The 15,862-nt window shown below is 72.3% G+C and carries 12 protein-coding genes; 6 read left to right on the top strand and 6 right to left on the bottom strand.

Going from position 1 to position 15,862, the window contains the following annotated elements; translation table 11 throughout:
* Positions 1-76 precede the first annotated feature (76 nt).
* Positions 77-1,840, bottom strand: a complete 1,764-nt coding sequence (aspS, locus tag B086_RS0124670; protein ID WP_018569109.1) for an aspartate--tRNA ligase — start codon at positions 1,838-1,840, stop codon at positions 77-79.
* Positions 1,841-2,033: 193 nt separating this feature from the next.
* Here aspS and B086_RS0124675 point away from each other — a divergent pair, with 193 nt between their 5' ends.
* Positions 2,034-4,214 (top strand): SpoIIE family protein phosphatase, encoded by a 2,181-nt coding sequence (locus B086_RS0124675; RefSeq protein ID WP_026252740.1) that lies wholly within the window; start codon positions 2,034-2,036, stop codon positions 4,212-4,214.
* Positions 4,215-4,253: 39 nt separating this feature from the next.
* Here the strand turns inward: B086_RS0124675 and B086_RS0124680 are convergent, their stop codons facing one another.
* The 3 genes from B086_RS0124680 to B086_RS0124690 all read right to left on the bottom strand — a co-directional run bounded on the left by B086_RS0124680 (position 4,254) and on the right by B086_RS0124690 (position 7,132).
* Positions 4,254-5,279 (bottom strand): AI-2E family transporter, encoded by a 1,026-nt coding sequence (locus B086_RS0124680; protein ID WP_018569111.1) that lies wholly within the window; start codon positions 5,277-5,279, stop codon positions 4,254-4,256.
* Between the two features lie 179 nt (positions 5,280-5,458).
* Positions 5,459-6,436: a pirin family protein gene (locus B086_RS0124685; RefSeq protein WP_078531181.1), complete on the bottom strand. Its 978-nt coding sequence runs from the start codon at positions 6,434-6,436 to the stop codon at positions 5,459-5,461.
* A 222-nt stretch (positions 6,437-6,658) separates the two neighbouring features.
* On the bottom strand, positions 6,659-7,132 hold the full coding sequence (locus B086_RS0124690) for an SseB family protein (protein ID WP_018569113.1): 474 nt from the start codon (positions 7,130-7,132) through the stop codon (positions 6,659-6,661).
* A gap of 139 nt (positions 7,133-7,271) precedes the next feature.
* On the opposite strand from B086_RS0124690, the gene B086_RS0124695 reads away from it, so the two are divergent.
* From B086_RS0124695 to B086_RS0124705, 3 genes are all read left to right on the top strand, one after another.
* Complete coding sequence (locus B086_RS0124695; RefSeq protein WP_018569114.1) at positions 7,272-9,098, top strand: acyl-CoA dehydrogenase; 1,827 nt, start codon at positions 7,272-7,274, stop codon at positions 9,096-9,098.
* A gap of 86 nt (positions 9,099-9,184) precedes the next feature.
* Positions 9,185-10,489, top strand: a complete 1,305-nt coding sequence (locus tag B086_RS0124700; protein ID WP_018569115.1) for a M18 family aminopeptidase — start codon at positions 9,185-9,187, stop codon at positions 10,487-10,489.
* Positions 10,490-10,622: 133 nt separating this feature from the next.
* Entirely contained in the window at positions 10,623-10,874 is a 252-nt protein-coding gene (locus B086_RS0124705) for a DUF6458 family protein (protein ID WP_018569116.1), read from the top strand.
* A gap of 69 nt (positions 10,875-10,943) precedes the next feature.
* On the opposite strand, the gene B086_RS0124710 is transcribed toward B086_RS0124705, so the two are convergent.
* The gene (locus B086_RS0124710; RefSeq protein ID WP_018569117.1) at positions 10,944-12,773 is read right to left on the bottom strand and encodes an NHL domain-containing thioredoxin family protein; all 1,830 of its coding nucleotides are present in this window, start codon (positions 12,771-12,773) and stop codon (positions 10,944-10,946) included.
* Between the two features lie 86 nt (positions 12,774-12,859).
* Here B086_RS0124710 and B086_RS0124715 point away from each other — a divergent pair, with 86 nt between their 5' ends.
* A complete protein-coding gene (locus B086_RS0124715) occupies positions 12,860-13,354 on the top strand; it encodes an LURP-one-related/scramblase family protein (RefSeq protein ID WP_018569118.1) in 495 nt (164 codons plus the stop codon).
* A 638-nt stretch (positions 13,355-13,992) separates the two neighbouring features.
* Here the strand turns inward: B086_RS0124715 and B086_RS0124720 are convergent.
* Entirely contained in the window at positions 13,993-14,766 is a 774-nt protein-coding gene (locus B086_RS0124720) for a carbon-nitrogen family hydrolase (RefSeq protein ID WP_018569119.1), read from the bottom strand.
* A gap of 221 nt (positions 14,767-14,987) precedes the next feature.
* On the opposite strand from B086_RS0124720, the gene B086_RS0124725 reads away from it, so the two are divergent.
* Positions 14,988-15,812, top strand: coding sequence for a maleylpyruvate isomerase family mycothiol-dependent enzyme (locus B086_RS0124725; protein ID WP_018569120.1), 825 nt, complete (start codon positions 14,988-14,990; stop codon positions 15,810-15,812).
* Positions 15,813-15,862: the final 50 nt, after the last annotated feature.

A 15,862-nucleotide genomic window follows, 5' to 3' on the forward strand; every position in this document is an offset into this window, starting at 1 on the left:
CCGGGACGCGGAAGCGGTCCGGAGCCCCTGGTGTGGGGTTCCGGACCGCTTCTGCGATGTCGCTGTGCCGGGACGGCTACTTCGGCTGAGGCTTGCGGATCGTGAGGTGGAGTTCGCGGAGGCGGGACTCGTCGAGCTCGGTGGGGGCGCCCATCATGAGGTCCTGGGCGTTGCCGTTGAGCGGGAAGGCGATCGTCTCGCGGATGTTGGGCTCGTCGGCGAGGAGCATGACGATGCGGTCGACGCCGGGGGCGATGCCACCGTGCGGCGGGGCGCCGAAGCGGAGGGCGCGGAGCATGCCCGCGAACTCGCGCTCCACCGTCTCGTTGTCATAGCCCGCGATCTCGAAGGCCTTGAGCATGATGTCCGGCTCATGGTTCCGGATGGCACCGCTGGACAGCTCGACGCCGTTGCAGACGATGTCGTACTGCCAGGCCAGGACGTCCAGCGGGTCCTTGTTCTCCAGGGCCTCCAGACCGCCCTGCGGCATCGAGAAGGGGTTGTGCGAGAAGTCGATCTTCCCGGTCTCCTCGTCCTTCTCGTACATCGGGAAGTCGACGATCCAGCAGAAGCGGAAGACGCCCTCCTCGAAGTGCCCGGCGCGCTTGGCGGCCTCGACCCGCACCGCGCCCATGATCTTCGAGACCTCGTCGAACTCGCCCGCGCCGAAGAACACCGCGTGACCGGCGGCCAGGGAGAGGCGCTTGGTCAGCTCGGCGACGTTCTCCTCGGTGAGGAACTTCGCGACGGGGCCGGTCAGCGAACCGTCCTCGGCCACCCGCACCCAGGCCAGGCCCTTGGCGCCCAGCGAGACCGCGTAGTCACCCAGCTGGTCGAAGAACTTGCGCGGCTGGTCCTGGACCGCCGGGACCGGCAGCGCGCGCACATGCTTGCCGGCGAACGCCTTGAACTCCGAGTCCGCGAAGACATCGGTGAGGTCCACCAGCTCCAGCTGGGCGCGCAGGTCCGGCTTGTCGGAGCCGTACTTGAGCATCGCCTCGCGGAACGGGATGCGCGGGAAGGGCGAGGTGACATGGCGGCCGCCGCCGAACTCCTCGAACAGCTCCGTCATCAGCTGCTCGATGGGCCGGAACACGTCCTCCTGCTCGACGAAGCTCATCTCCACGTCGAGCTGGTAGAACTCGCCCGGGGAACGGTCCGCGCGGGCGTCCTCGTCGCGGAAGCAGGGCGCGATCTGGAAGTAGCGGTCGAAGCCGGAGATCATCAGCAGCTGCTTGAACTGCTGCGGCGCCTGCGGCAGCGCGTAGAAGCGGCCGGCGTGCAGCCGGGAGGGCACGACGAAGTCGCGGGCGCCCTCAGGGGAGGTCGCCGTCAGGATGGGCGTGGCCATCTCGTTGAAGCCGAGGGCGACCATCTTGTGCCGGATCGCGGAGACCACGGCGGTGCGCAGCATGATGTTGCGGTGCATGCGCTCACGGCGCAGGTCGAGGAAGCGGTACTCCAGGCGCCGCTCCTCGTTGACCCCGTCCTCGGCGTTGATCGTGAACGGCAGCGGAGCCGCGGCGCCGAGCACCTCGACCGCGCCGACCTCGATCTCGACCTCGCCGGTGGGCAGCTCCGTGTTCACGTTCTCGGTTCCACGTGAAACAACGCTGCCGTCGATCCGGACGACCGTCTCCTTGGAGAGCTTGTCCAGCGCCTCGTACGCGGGCGTGCCGGGGCGGGCGACGAGCTGCGTGATGCCGTAGTGGTCGCGCAGATCGATGAAGAGGATGCCGCCCAGGTCGCGCCGATTGTGCAGCCAGCCGCTCAGCCGGACGTCGGTGCCGACGTCAGAGGCGCGGAGCTCGCCGCAGGTGTGGGACCTGTACCGATGCATCGTCGTTCATCCAGTCTTCGCGGATCGGGGATCACCGGGCGGGCACGGCCCGGACCCACCCAGCCTACCGGCCGAGCGGAGATCGGCTCCCCCCGTATCAGGGCGGTCCGGCCCCGTCCGTGCCCGCACCGGCGCCCGTACGTCCGTACGCCTTCGGTGGCAGTGTGCGAGAGGCTCTTCTTACAGTGGGGCAATGCGCACTGGTGAGCCCCTGCCCGCCGTGGGGGACGTCCTGGCCGCCCTCGCCACCGGGACGTGGCACTGGGACACCTCCACCGGGCTGGTCGCGGTCGACGCCGAGGCGGCACGGCTGCTCGGGCTGCCCGCCGAGGACGTCACCCTCACCGAGGCCCAGGTGCGCGCCCGTCTGCACCCCGTCGACTGGAACGAGACCACCGGTGTGGTGCAGCTCGCCGCCGCCGAGGGCACCCTCGCCGAGGTGCGCATCCGGATCATGGACGAGCGCGGCCGGATCATCCGGGTGGTCCGCAGCCGCTCCCGCCCCGCCTACGACTCCCGCAAGAAGGCGTACGAGCTGATCGGGACCCTTCAGGAGGTCACCGAGCCGACCCCCGGTTCCCCCGCGGGGCGCAGCGCGGTCACCGGCGACTGGCGGCGCTCCCGGGAGGCGTTCCTGCTGGACGCCGGCCGCGCGCTGGCCGAGGCGCGCTCCACCGCCGAGGTGCTGCGGGTCGCTGCGGGGCTGGCGATGCCCGGCTTCTCCCCCGACGGGCTGGCCGTCTTCGGCGTCGAGACCGACCATCTGACGATCATCGGCCACCACGGGCAGCAGCAGGGCGACGAGGTCCCCTTCGTGCACATGACCCTGGACACGGACTATCCGGCCGCCGAGGTGATCCGCACCGGCCGGGCCGTCTATCTGTCCTCCCCCGAGGAGTACCGGGCCCGCTATCCGCTCACCTGGAAGCTGGCCCAGCGCTTCGGCCGCCGGTCCTGGGCGTTCCTGCCGCTGACCGCCTCGGGCCACACCATGGGCGCCTGGATGGCCGCCTTCACCTATCCGGTCGCCTTCACCCCCGACGAGCGCTCGGTGCTGACCACGGTGGCCCGCATGCTCGCCCAGGCGCTCTCGCGGGCCGGGACCGCCGAGACCGAGCGGGAGCTGAGCGAGGGCCTCCAGCGCTCGATGATGCCGACGACGGGCCCCGCCGTCCCCGGCATGGAGGTGGCGGCCCGCTACGTCCCCACCGGCGGCGGCCTCCAGGTCGGCGGCGACTGGTACGACGTGATCCCGCTGCCCGGCGGCCCCGCCCGGAACCGCGCGAAGGACGGCGCGGGCCGGTTCGCCCTGGTCATCGGCGATGTCCAGGGCCATGACGTGCGCGCCGCCGGACTGATGGGGCAGTTGCGCATCGCCCTGCGCGCCTACGCCTCCGAGGGCCACCGCCCGGACGCGGTGCTCACGCGCGCCTCGCGCTTCCTGCACGGCATCATCGATGAGAGCGCCGACGGCGCCGGCAGTGGCGACGACGCCGACATCGCCCTCAACGATCTGCGCTTCGCGACCTGTCTGTACGCCGAGGTCGACCCGCGCACCGGGGTCCTGGAGGTCGCCCGCGCCGGGCACCCGGACCCGGTGATCCGCATGGCGGACGGCACCGTCCTGCAACGGCCGACGGCCGGCGGACTGCCGCTGGGGGTCGATCCGGACGCCGACTACCCCACCACCCGGTTCGTGCTGGAGCCCGGCGAGACCATGATGATCTGCACGGACGGTCTGATCGAGACCGGCGGCCACGACCTGGACACCGGCTGGCAGCGGATCCGCACCATCCTGGAGCAGCACGAGGGCGACGCCGAGGAACTGGCCGACGCCCTCGTCCAGGCCGTGCACGGGCCCTCCTCGCACCACACCACGGGCCCGCTCGCCGACCGCCGCGAGGACGACATCGCCGTACTGCTGCTGAGCCGGCACCCGGACGGCCGGGACGCGGCCGCCGTCCGCCCGGAGGTCCGGCGCACCCTGCTGACCGTCGCGCAGGCCGAGCCGGAGCGGATCGCGGTGGCCCGGCAGCAGCTCCGGGAGCTGCTGCACGACTGGTCGTCCGCCGACCAGGTGGACTCGGCGGTGCTGCTGCTGTCCGAGATGCTGACCAATGTGCTCGTGCACACCGACACCGACGCGCTGGTGCTGGCCGAGGTGAGCGGCGAGCGCGGCGAGCGGCGGATGCGGGTGGAGGTCACCGACGCGGGCGACGACCTGCCGCACAAGCGCCGGCCGGGCGAGCTGGCCTCCTCGGGGCGCGGCCTGGTGCTGATCGAGCTGCTGGCGGACGCCTGGGGGGTCGAGCCGCGCGGTGAGGGCAAGAGCATCTGGTACGAGCTGTACGAGCCGCCGCGCGACAAACCCTGACCGGCCTCGGCCGACAACCGTGCGGGGCTGGGACCTGTCCTAGGCGTACCGCTGCCGCAGTTCGTGGACGATCCCGGAGGCCGCCGCCGTCAGCGGCACCGCCAGCAGCATGCCGACGATCCCGGCGACCGCCGCCCCGGCGGTGATCGCCAGCAGCACGGCCGCCGGATGCAGCTGCACGGTCCGGCTCTGGATCACCGGCTGGAGCACATGCCCCTCCAGGACCTGCACGGCGAGCACCACGCCGAGCGCCCAGAGCGCGACGACGAACCCCCGGTCGGCGAGCGCGACCAGCACGGACACCGCCCCGGAGATGAAGGCCCCCAGATAGGGGATGTACGCGCCCACGAAGACCAGCGCGCCCAGCCCCAGCGCGCCCGGCACGTCCAGCAGGACCAGGCCGAGGGTGATGCACACGGCGTCGATGAACGCGATCAGGGTGGTGCCGCGCATGAAGCCCTCGACGGCGGCGAAGGCGCGGCGCGCCATGGCCTCCGCCGTGTCGGCGCTCTGCCCGGGGGACAGCGAGCGCAGCGCGCGCAGCGCCCGGCCCGAGTCGCGCAGGAAGAAGAAGACGAGCAGCAGCGCCAGCACCGCCATCGCCAGGTACTCGGCGATCATGCTGACCCCGCTGATGACGTTGGAGACGGCGGTCCCGCCGAACTTCGACAGCAGGTCGCGGCCGTGCGCGGCGAGGTCCTTGAGGGAGGTGCCGGCCGCCCCGAAGTGGTCGGCGAGCGACCGGGCCGCGTTCTCCAGCGAGGAGGCGATCTGCGGTCCGCTGTCGATCAGGGCGAGGGTCACGATGTAGCCGACGCCGCCGACGACCACCAGCACGGCGGCGCAGGTGATCCCGGCCGCGAACGAGCGGTTCAGCCCGGCCCGCACCAGCCGCCGGAACAGGGGCCGCAGCAGCGCGGTCCCGAGCAGCGCGAGGAGGACCGGCGTGACCGTCGTACGGAAGGTCACGCACAGCCGCACCACGACCCACACCACGCCGGAGACGAGCAGCGCGACGGCGCACCAGGCGGCAAGGCGCCTCACGGGTTCGGGCAGCAGTCGCACCCCACCAGCGGATCACGCCCCGGGCGCGCTGTCCTGCACGGACGGCCCGCCCGGGTGACCGGTGCGGCGGGACGGCGGGACGGCGGGACGGCGGGACGGTCCGCGGGGCGGGCAGCGCGCCCCGGGGGCACCCCGCCCGTACCGCGGACCGTCCGTGCCGGTCCCGCGGACCGTGCGCGTCAGTCCTGCGGACCGTCCGCGGTCATGCCGTGCACGGCCGGGACGGTGCCGAGGCGGCCCTTCTGGAAGTCCTCGAAGGCCTGCTTCAGCTCGTCCTGGGTGTTCATGACGAACGGGCCGTAGTGGACCATGGGCTCGCGGATCGGCCGGCCGCCCAGCAGGACGACCTCCAGGTCCGGGGTGCGGGAGTCCTGCTGCTCGTCCGCGCGGACGGTCAGCGAGGAGCCCGCGCCGAAGACCGCCGTCTGCCCGGTGCGGACCGGGCGCCGGTCGGTGCCGGCGAAGCCCTGGCCCGCGAGGACGTAGGCGAGGCCGTTGAAGTCCTCGCGCCAGGGGAGCGTGACCTCGGCGCCCGGGGCGAGCGTCGCGTGGATCATGGTGATCGGGGTGTGGGTGATGCCGGGCCCGGCGTGCCCGTCCAGCTCACCGGCGATGACCCGCAGCAGCGCGCCGCCGTCGGGAGAGGTGAGCAGCTGGACCTGGCCGCCGCGGATGTCCTGGTAGCGCGGGGCCATCATCTTGTCCTCGGCGGGCAGGTTCACCCACAGCTGGAGGCCGTGGAAGAGGCCGCCGGACAGGACGAGGGACTCCGGCGGCGCCTCGATGTGCAGCAGGCCCGAGCCCGCCGTCATCCACTGGGTGTCGCCGTTGGTGATGGTGCCGCCACCGCCGTGGGAGTCCTGGTGGTCGAAGGTCCCGTCGATGATGTAGGTGACGGTCTCGAAGCCGCGGTGCGGGTGCCAGGGGGTGCCCTTGGGCTCACCGGGCGCGTACTCCACCTCGCCCATCTGGTCCATCATGATGAACGGGTCGAGATGGCGGTAGTTGATCCCGGCGAACGCCCGGCGCACCGGGAAGCCCTCGCCCTCGAAACCGCTCGGCGCGGTCGTGACGGCGAGCACGGGCCGTGCCACGGCGTCGGCGGGAGCGGTCACGCGGGGCAGCGTCAGCGGGTTCTCGACGGTCACTGCAGGCATGTCGGTACCTCCTTGTGCGCTCACTCTAGTTGAGCATTCAACTTTCTGCCAGCCACAACGGAGCCGGGCCGGGAGACATTCCCGCGGAGCGGTTCGAGGAGGCCGGGGCGATGGAGCGACAGGACGGGGGGCATGGGGGCACGTGAAGGCACGGGGGCGGACACGACGAGGCCCGGGGGCGCCCCTGGCGCACTCCCGGGCCGTGTACCGGAAGGAACGTGCTCAGCCGTACATGCGGCGCATGGCGAAGTCGACCATCTGTTCGACCGCCTTGGCGTCGAAGACCATCCGGTGCTCGCCCTCCATGTCGAGCACGAAGCCGTACCCCGTGGGCAGCAGGTCGATGACCTCGGCGCCGGTGATCACGAAGTACTTCGACTCCTTGCCCGCGTACCGGCGCAGCTCCTTGAGGGAGGTGAACATCGGGATCACCGGCTGCTGTGTGTTGTGCAGCGCCAGGAAGCCCGGGGTGTCGCCGCGCGGGCAGTACACCTTGGAGGTGGCGAAGACCTGCTGGAAGTCCTCGGCGGCCAGCTGCCCGGTGGTGAAGGCGCGCACCGCGTCGGCCAGCGACGGCGGCGACGGCTCCGGGTACAGCGGCGGCTGCTGCCCGTATCCGCCCCCGGGCATCTGCTGCTGCGGCGGAACGTAACCCTGCTGTGCGCCCGCGCCCGCGCTCTGGTCGTAGCCGTACATGGACCAAAGACTACTGAGTCACAGATGGCCCGCTCGGGGTTGCTTCTTATTACCGACGGGTAGCATCATCGGAGTTACTAGTTGGTACGTGAATGCGAGGAGTCAGTGCCTCGCCGAGTCCTCAACGGGAGCCGTCGCCATGGGGCACTACAAGTCGAATCTCCGTGACATCGAGTTCAACCTCTTCGAAGTGCTCGGGCGCGACAAGCTCTACGGCACCGGGCCGTTCGAGGAGATGGACAGCGAGACCGCGCGCAGCGTCCTGGAGGAGCTGACCCGCCTCGCCGAGAACGATCTGGCGGAGTCCTTCGCGGACGCCGACCGCAACCCGCCGGTGTTCGACCCGGAGACCAGCACCGCGCCGGTCCCGGCGAGCTTCAGGAAGAGCTACAAGGCCTTCATGGACTCGGAGTACTGGCGGCTCGGCCTGCCCGAGGAGATCGGCGGCACCACCGCCCCGCCGTCCCTGATCTGGGCGTACGCGGAGCTGATCCTCGGCGCCAACCCGGCCATCTGGATGTACTCCTCCGGCCCGGCGTTCGCCCGCATCCTCTTCGAGGAGGGCACCGAGGAGCAGAAGAAGTGGGCCCGGATCGCGGTCGAGAAGACCTGGGGCTCCACCATGGTGCTCACCGAGCCCGACGCGGGCTCCGACGTGGGCGCCGGCCGCACCAGGGCCGTCCGGCAGGAGGACGGCTCCTGGCACATCGAGGGCGTGAAGCGCTTCATCACCTCCGGTGAGCACGACATGGAGGAGAACATCCTCCACTACGTCCTCGCCCGCCCCGAGGGCGCCGGTCCGGGCACCAAGGGCCTGTCCCTCTTCCTGGTGCCGAAGTACCTGTTCGACTTCGAGACCGGCGAGCTGGGCGAGCGCAACGGCGTCTACGCCACCAACGTCGAGCACAAGATGGGCCTCAAGGCGTCCAACACCTGCGAGATGACCTTCGGCGACCGCCACCCCGCCAAGGGCTGGCTGATCGGCGACAAGCACGACGGCATCCGCCAGATGTTCCGCATCATCGAGTTCGCCCGCATGATGGTCGGCACGAAGGCGATCTCCACCCTCTCCACCGGCTACCTCAACGCGCTGGAGTACGCCAAGGAGCGCGTCCAGGGTCCCGACCTGGCGAACTTCATGGACAAGACCGCGCCCAAGGTCACCATCACGCACCACCCCGACGTGCGCCGCTCGCTGATGACGCAGAAGGCGTACGCGGAGGGCATGCGCGCCCTGGTGCTGTACACCGCCTCCGTCCAGGACACCATCGCGGTCAAGGAGGCGAACGGCGAGGACGCCAAGGCCGAGCACGCGCTGAACGACCTGCTGCTGCCCATCGTCAAGGGCTACGGCTCCGAGAAGGGCTACGAGCAGCTCGCCCAGTCCCTCCAGATCTTCGGCGGCTCGGGCTTCCTCCAGGAGTACCCGATCGAGCAGTACATCCGCGACGCCAAGATCGACACCCTCTACGAGGGCACGACCGCGATCCAGGGCCAGGACTTCTTCTTCCGGAAGATCGTCCGCAACCAGGGCGCCGCGCTGAACTCGCTCGCCGAGGACATCAAGAAGTTCCTGGCGCTGGCCACCGGCGGCGAGGAGCTGTCCGGGGCCCGCGAGCACCTGGCCAAGGCCGCCGTCGAGCTGGAAGCCGTCGTCGGTCTGCTGCTGACCGACCTGGCCGCCACCGAGCAGGACGTCAAGAACATCTACAAGGTGGGCCTGAACACCACCCGTCTGCTGCTGGCCTGCGGTGACGTGGTCGTCGGCTATCTGCTGCTCAAGGGCGCGGCGATCGCGGCGGAGAAGCTCCAGACCGCCTCCGCCAAGGACCGCGCCTTCTACACCGGCAAGATCGCGGCGGCGAAGTTCTTCGCGGCCAACGTCCTGCCCGGCGTCACGCTGGCCCGCAAGCTGGCCCAGAACGTCGACCTGGACCTGATGGAGCTGGACGAGGCCGCGTTCTAGCCCCGGCGGCACCGCACAGCACAGCACCGCACGAGGGTCCGCTCCCGCCACCGGGGGCGGACCCTCGGCGTCGTTAAGGTGAGGGCATGAGTACGAACCGGCCCTTCGACCGTGGCCACACCGACGACCTGATGTCCTTCCTCGCGGCCGCCCCGTCGCCGTACCACGCCGTGGCGAGCGCCGCGCAGCGGCTGGAGAAGGCCGGCTTCCGGCAGGTCGCCGAGACGGACGAGTGGGACGGCACCAGCGGCGGGAAGTTCGTGCTGCGCGGCGGCGCGATCGTCGCCTGGTACGTCCCCGAGGGCGCCGCCGCGCACACCCCCTTCCGCATCGTCGGCGCGCACACCGACTCGCCGAACCTGCGCGTCAAGCCGCTGCCCGACTCCGGGGCGCACGGCTGGCGCCAGATCGCCGTGGAGATCTACGGCGGCCCGCTGATGAACTCCTGGCTCGACCGCGACCTGGGCCTGGCCGGGCGGCTGACGCTGCGCGACGGCTCCACCCGCCTGGTGAACGTCGCCCGGCCGCTGCTGCGCGTCCCCCAGCTCGCCATCCACCTGGACCGCACGGTCTCCACCGAGGGACTGAAGCTGGACAAGCAGCGCCACCTCCAGCCGGTGTGGGGCCTCGGCGACGACGTCCGCGACGGCGACCTCGTCGCCTTCCTGGAGCAGGAGGCGGGCCTGGCGGCCGGCGAGGTCACCGGCTGGGACCTGATGACGCACTCCGTGGAGGCGCCCGCCTACCTGGGCCGCGACCGCGAGCTGGTGGCGGGCCCGCGCATGGACAACCTGCTCTCCGTGCACGCCGGGACGGCCGCGCTGGCCGCCGTGGCGACCGGTTCCGGCGCCGCGGACCTGCCGTACATCCCGGTGCTGGCCGCCTTCGACCACGAGGAGAACGGCTCCCAGTCCGACACCGGCGCGGACGGCCCGCTGCTCGGCGGCGTCCTGGAGCGTTCGGTGTTCGCGCGCGGCGGTGCGTACGAGGACCGGGCGCGCGCCTTCGCGGGCACCGTCTGCCTGTCCTCCGACACCGGCCACGCGGTGCACCCCAACTACGCCGAGCGGCACGACCCGACGCACCACCCGCGCGCGGGCGGCGGCCCCCTCCTCAAGGTGAACGTCAACAACCGCTACGCCACGGACGGTTCGGGCCGGGCGCTGTTCGCCGCGGCCTGCGAGAAGGCGGGCGTGCCGTTCCAGTCGTTCGTCTCCAACAACTCCATGCCGTGCGGCACCACGATCGGCCCGATCACCGCGGCCCGGCACGGCATCAGGACCGTCGACATCGGTGTCGCGATCCTCTCCATGCACAGCGCCCGCGAACTGTGCGCGGCCGACGACCCGTTCCTGCTGGCCAACGCGCTGGTGGCGTTCCTGGAGGGCTGAGGGCGCGGCCCAGGGGCGCCGCCCCCGCATGTCCATCCGGCCCCGGGGTACCCGGAGTTGACCGGAGGGGACCGGAACGGCCGGAACCACCGGATCCGAACCGGACCTGGAACCGGGCTAGGAGGCGACACTCATGGGCCTCGGCGGGTGCATCATCCTCATCGCCGTGGGAGCCATCCTCACGTTCGCGACCGACTGGCACATGCAGGGGGTCAACCTGCACCTGGTCGGCGTCATCCTGATGATCGTCGGACTGATCGGCGTCACGACGTTCAGCAGCATCGCGCGGCGCCGCCGCGTCATGGTGCCGCCCGCGACGACCGTCGTCGAGGAGGAGCGGCACCACACCACGCGTGACGGTTACAGCGACGGCTACGGTCTCTGACCGCGCCGCCGCGGGCCGGAGCCCGCACGGGCTCCGGCCGGTGTCCGGGCCGGGCAGAGGCCCGGCCCGTCAGGCGTCCAGACCGGCCAGCACGAGCGGCAGCCGGTCGGCGCCGTCCCCGGCCAGCCGGACCGGGACGCCCCAGTCCTGCTGGTGCACATGGCAGGCCGGATACGGGTTGTCCGGATCGTCGTCGCAGGAGGCGGCCATCGCGGAGACGTGCAGGACGCCCTCCTCCACGGCGGGGTTCAGCTCCAGCGTGCGGGCCAGGCCGGTGCCCGCGCCCTCGCCGTCGAGCAGCAGCTCGGGCGGGGTGGCGGAGACCAGCAGACGGGTGGAGGGACCGTAACGGGTGTCCAGCTTCTGGCCCTTCGGCGCCTGGAAGATCACGTCCAGCCGGAGGCGGCCGGGAGCGACCTCGGTGGCGGCGCGGCGGGTGCGGTGGGCGACGGCCTGCACCCGCACCGCCTCCTCGGGCAGGCGCAGCCGGGTCAGCCGGTGCCGGGCCGACTCCACCACCACGATGTCGTCGCCGTCGAGCACCGCGTCGCTGGGCTCGCGCAGATCCGTGGCGAGCGTGGTGACCTCGCCGGTGGCGGGGTCGTAGCGGCGCAGGGCGTGGTTGTAGGTGTCGGCGACGGCGACCGAGCCGTCCGGCAGGGCGGTGACCCCGAGCGGGTGCTGGAACAGCGCCTGTCCGGCGGCGCCGTCGCGGTGGCCGAAGTCGAACAGGCCGGTGCCGACGGCCGTGTGCACCGAGCCGTCGGCCTCCACCCAGCGCAGCGCGGAGGTCTCGGCGTCGGCCAGCCACAGCCGCTCGGGCGTGGCCGCGAGGCCGGACGGCTGCGCGAACCACGCCTGGTCGGCGGGTCCGTCGACCAGGCCCTCGTTGGTCGTGCCGGCGGCGACGGACACGGTGTGTCCGGCCGGGTCGTACGCCCACAGCTGGTGCACGCCCGACATGGCGATCCACACCCGCCCCTGCCACCAGGCCACGTCCCAGGGCGAGGAGAGGTCGGTCTCGCGGGCCGGTCCGGAGGTCGGTGAGCCCTGCCACCACTGGCGGCCGGTCCCGGCGAGGGTGGTGACCTCGCCGGTGGCCGGGTCCAGGCGGCGCAGCGCGTGGTTGACGGTGTCGGCGACGACGACCGAGCCGTCGTCGAGCAGGGCCAGGCCCTGCGGCTCGCTGAAGCAGGCCGTGGCGGCGTCGCCGTCGGTGAATCCGCGCGTCCCGGAGCCGATCCGGCGCAGCTCGCTCTCGCCGTCCCCGGCCAGCTCCACGATCTGGTGCCGGGTGGTGTCGCTGACCAGGAAGGTCCCGCCGGGCAGGCGCAGCGCCTTGCCGGGGAAGCGCAGGGTGGTGGGCTCGGGCTCCGGCGGTACGTAGGGTCCGTCGCCGCGCCGCAGGGTGCCCTTGGCGGTGTGCTCGGCCTCCAGCTCCTCGACCAGCCGTTCGATGGCGTGCGCATGACCCTCGCCCGCGTGCTGGGCGACGACGTAGCCCTCCGGGTCGATCACGACCAGCGTCGGCCAGGCCCGTACCGCGTACTGCTTCCAGGTGGCCAGCTGCGGGTCGTCGAGCACGGGGTGCTCCACGCCGTACCGCTCCACGGCGTCGACGACCGCCCGGTGCTCGGCCTCGTGCGCGAACTTCGGGGAGTGCACGCCGACCACGACCACCGTGTCGCGGTGTTTCTCCTCCAGCTCGCGCAGCTCGTCCAGGACGTGCAGGCAGTTGATGCAGCAGAAGGTCCAGAAGTCCAGCAGGACGATGCGTCCGCGCAGGTCGGCGAGGCTGTACTGCCGTCCGCCGGTGTTCAGCCAGCCGCCCTCGCCGGTCAGCTCGGGGGCGCGGACACGGGCGCGGCGCGGGGTCGGGGTCGGGGCCGGTTCGCTCATGCGTCAAGGGTGCCACCGGCCGGCCGCTCTCAGTCCGTCGGCCTACCGGCGGCGTCGGGCGGCCCCCGCCGGGGAAGCCGTGAGGCATGAGATTCCTCGTACGCGACCGGATCCTCGGCATCGGTGACGACTACTGGATCGAGGACGAGCACGGAGACAAGGTCTTCCTCGTCGACGGCAAGGCGATGCGGCTGCGGGACACCTTCGAGCTGAAGGACGCCCGCGGCCGGGTCCTGATCGACATCCACCAGAAGATGTTCGCGCTGCGGGACACGATGGTGATCGAGCGGGACGGGGAGGCGCTGGCGAAGATCCGCCGCAAGCGGCTGTCGCTGCTGCGCAACCACTACCGGGTGTCCCTGGCCGACGGCACCGAGCTGGACGTCAGCGGCAAGATCCTCGACCGGGAGTTCGCCGTCGAGTACGACGGGGAGCTGCTGGCCGTGATCTCCCGGCGGTGGCTGAGCGTCGTCGAGACCTACGGCGTCGACATCGTCCGCGACGACGCGGACCCGGCGCTGCTGATCTCGGTGGCGGTGTGCGTGATCCACCTGGCGGAGAAGGAACGGGACGAGGGCTGATCCGGCAGGCGGGTCCGGCGGACGGGCAGGGTGCGCGGGGTACGCGGCTCGCTCACCGGGTGCCCGCGCAGGGCGGTTCCGGGTGCGCGGGGTGCGGGGGTGCCCGGGGCACGTGGGCTCCGGCCCGGGTGCACGGCCGGGGCGCCGGGCTGGGTGCGCGGGGGTGAGTCGGCCGGACCGGGTGCGGGGCGGCAGGCGCGCGAGCCCGGGCACAGGGCGAGCCGGCGGGGCCGGTGCCCTCCGACGCTGCCGGCCCGCACGCCGGGTCGGCTCACCGCGCCGGGTGCAGGGCCGGGTCACCGGGCCGGGCCATCGGGCCGGGGTGCCCGGCGGTGAGTCCGCCGGACCGGTGCGCGGGGGACGGACCACTGGTCCAGGGGCACGGCGGACGCACCACCGGCCCGGTCACGCCGATACCGCGCCACGGGCCCCTGCCCAGGCACACCGGGGCCGGATCACCGGGCCCGGAACACGGCGGACGGGCCGCCGACCCGGGTGCGCCGAGGGCGGACCACCGCACCGGTACGCCGGAGCCGGACCGCCGGACCGGGCACGCCGGATCCGGGCCCCGGACGGGTACGCCGGAGCCGGAGCGCCGGGTGCGGGAGCCGGACCGGGGCACGTGCCCGGTCGCCGGGTCAGAGGACCCGGTCCTTGAGGGCGGGGAACTGCTCGCGGGTCCGTGCCACCTTCGCCGGGTCGAACTCGGCGCGCAGGACCTCCTCGTCCGCTCCCGCCTCCGCCAGCACCTCGCCCCAGGGATCCACCACGATCGAGTGACCGGCCTGGGGAACCCCGGCGTGGGTCCCGGCCGTTCCGCAGGCGAGTACGAACGCCTGGTTCTCCACCGCCCGCGCGCGGGCCAGCAGCGTCCAGTGCGCCCGGCGGCGCTCCGGCCAGCCCGCCGGGACGACCAGGGTCTCGGCGCCCGCGTCGACGAGGCCGCGGAACAGCTCGGGGAAACGGAGGTCGTAGCAGGTCGCCACACCGACGACCGTCTCCGGCAGCCGGACCGCCACCAGGTCCCGGCCGGCCCCCATCAGCACCGCCTCGCCCTGGTCGAAGCCGAAGCGGTGGATCTTGCGGTAGGAGGCGGCCAGGTCTCCGGACGGAGCGAAGACGAGGGAGGTGTTGTAGAGGGTGCCGTCGATGTCCCGTTCCGGCACCGAGCCGGCGTGCAGCCACACCCCCGCGTCGGCCGCGGCCGCGCCCATCGCCTCGTACGTCGGCCCCCGCAGCTGCTCCGCCGCGCCGTCGAACTCGTCGAAGGCGAAGGCCCCCGTGGTCCACAGCTCCGGCAGCACGACCAGGTCGGCCGCGGACTCCGCGCGTACCAGCGAGGCCGCGCGCCGCCGTCGTACGGCGACCGATTCGCCCTCGTCCACGGCGATCTGGATCAGAGAGGCGCGCACACTACCACCGTCCTGGCAATCGAGTTGTCCCGACGGGCCTACGATCGTCACACGAAAGCACTGCCGGGGTGCCTCACAGCAGCGTAACTTGGGGATCCCCCCTGTCTCGAAGCGGAGCGAGAGCCCGGGGGATGCCCAAGCCGCCCGCCGACCGCCACCACTCCCCACTGGCAATGCCGCCACAAACTGACCGTGTACCGACCGCCGAGGGGTCCCGTTCCGTGAGTCTGCATCCCACCCTCCAGCCCTACGCCGATGCCTGGACCCACTCCGTCGAGGCGATATCCGAGCTGGTGCAGCCGCTCGTGGAGGGCGAGTGGAACCGGCGGACCCCCTGCCCGGGATGGTCCGTCCGCGACATCGTCTCGCACGTCATCGGCATGGACTGCGAGGCGCTGGGCGACCCGCGCCCCATCCACGCGCTGCCGCGCGACCTGTTCCACGTCACCAACGAGCACCAGCGCTACATGGAGATGCAGGTCGACGTCCGCCGCCACCACACGGCGCCGGAGATGACCTCCGAGCTGGAGTACACGGTCATCCGCCGCAACCGGCAGCTGCGCAACGAGTCCCGCGACCCGGGCACCAAGGTGCGCGGCCCGCTCGGCGCGGAGATCACCCTGGAGGAGTCGATGCGCTACCGCGCCTTCGACATCTGGGTGCACGAACAGGACCTGCGCGCCGCCCTCGGCCGCCCCGGCGACCTCGACTCGCCCGGCGCGTACGTCGCCCGGGACCACCTGCTCGACGCGCTGCCGGAGGTCGTGGCGGTGCGGGCGGACGCGCCGCGCAGTTCGGCGATCGTCTTCGACGTGCACGGCCCGGTGGAGTTCCTGCGCACGATCCGCGTCGACATCCAGGGCCGCGGCACCCTGGAGACGGCGCCCGCGCTGGGCCCGGCGGCGGCCCTCTCCCTGGACTGGGAGACGTACGTCCGGCTGGCCTGCGGCCGGACCACCCCGGAGGCGGTGGCGGACCGGGTGAAGACGGAGGGCGACCCGGAGCTGACGGCGGCGATCCTGCGGAACTTCACGGTCACGCAGTAGGAACCGGCGCTCGGGCAGCACGGCGTGACGCCGGTCCCCGCCGCGGACCG

This window comes from Streptomyces sp. PsTaAH-124 (assembly GCF_000373685.1).
GTDB classification, from domain to species: Bacteria; Actinomycetota; Actinomycetes; order Streptomycetales; family Streptomycetaceae; genus Streptomyces; species Streptomyces andamanensis.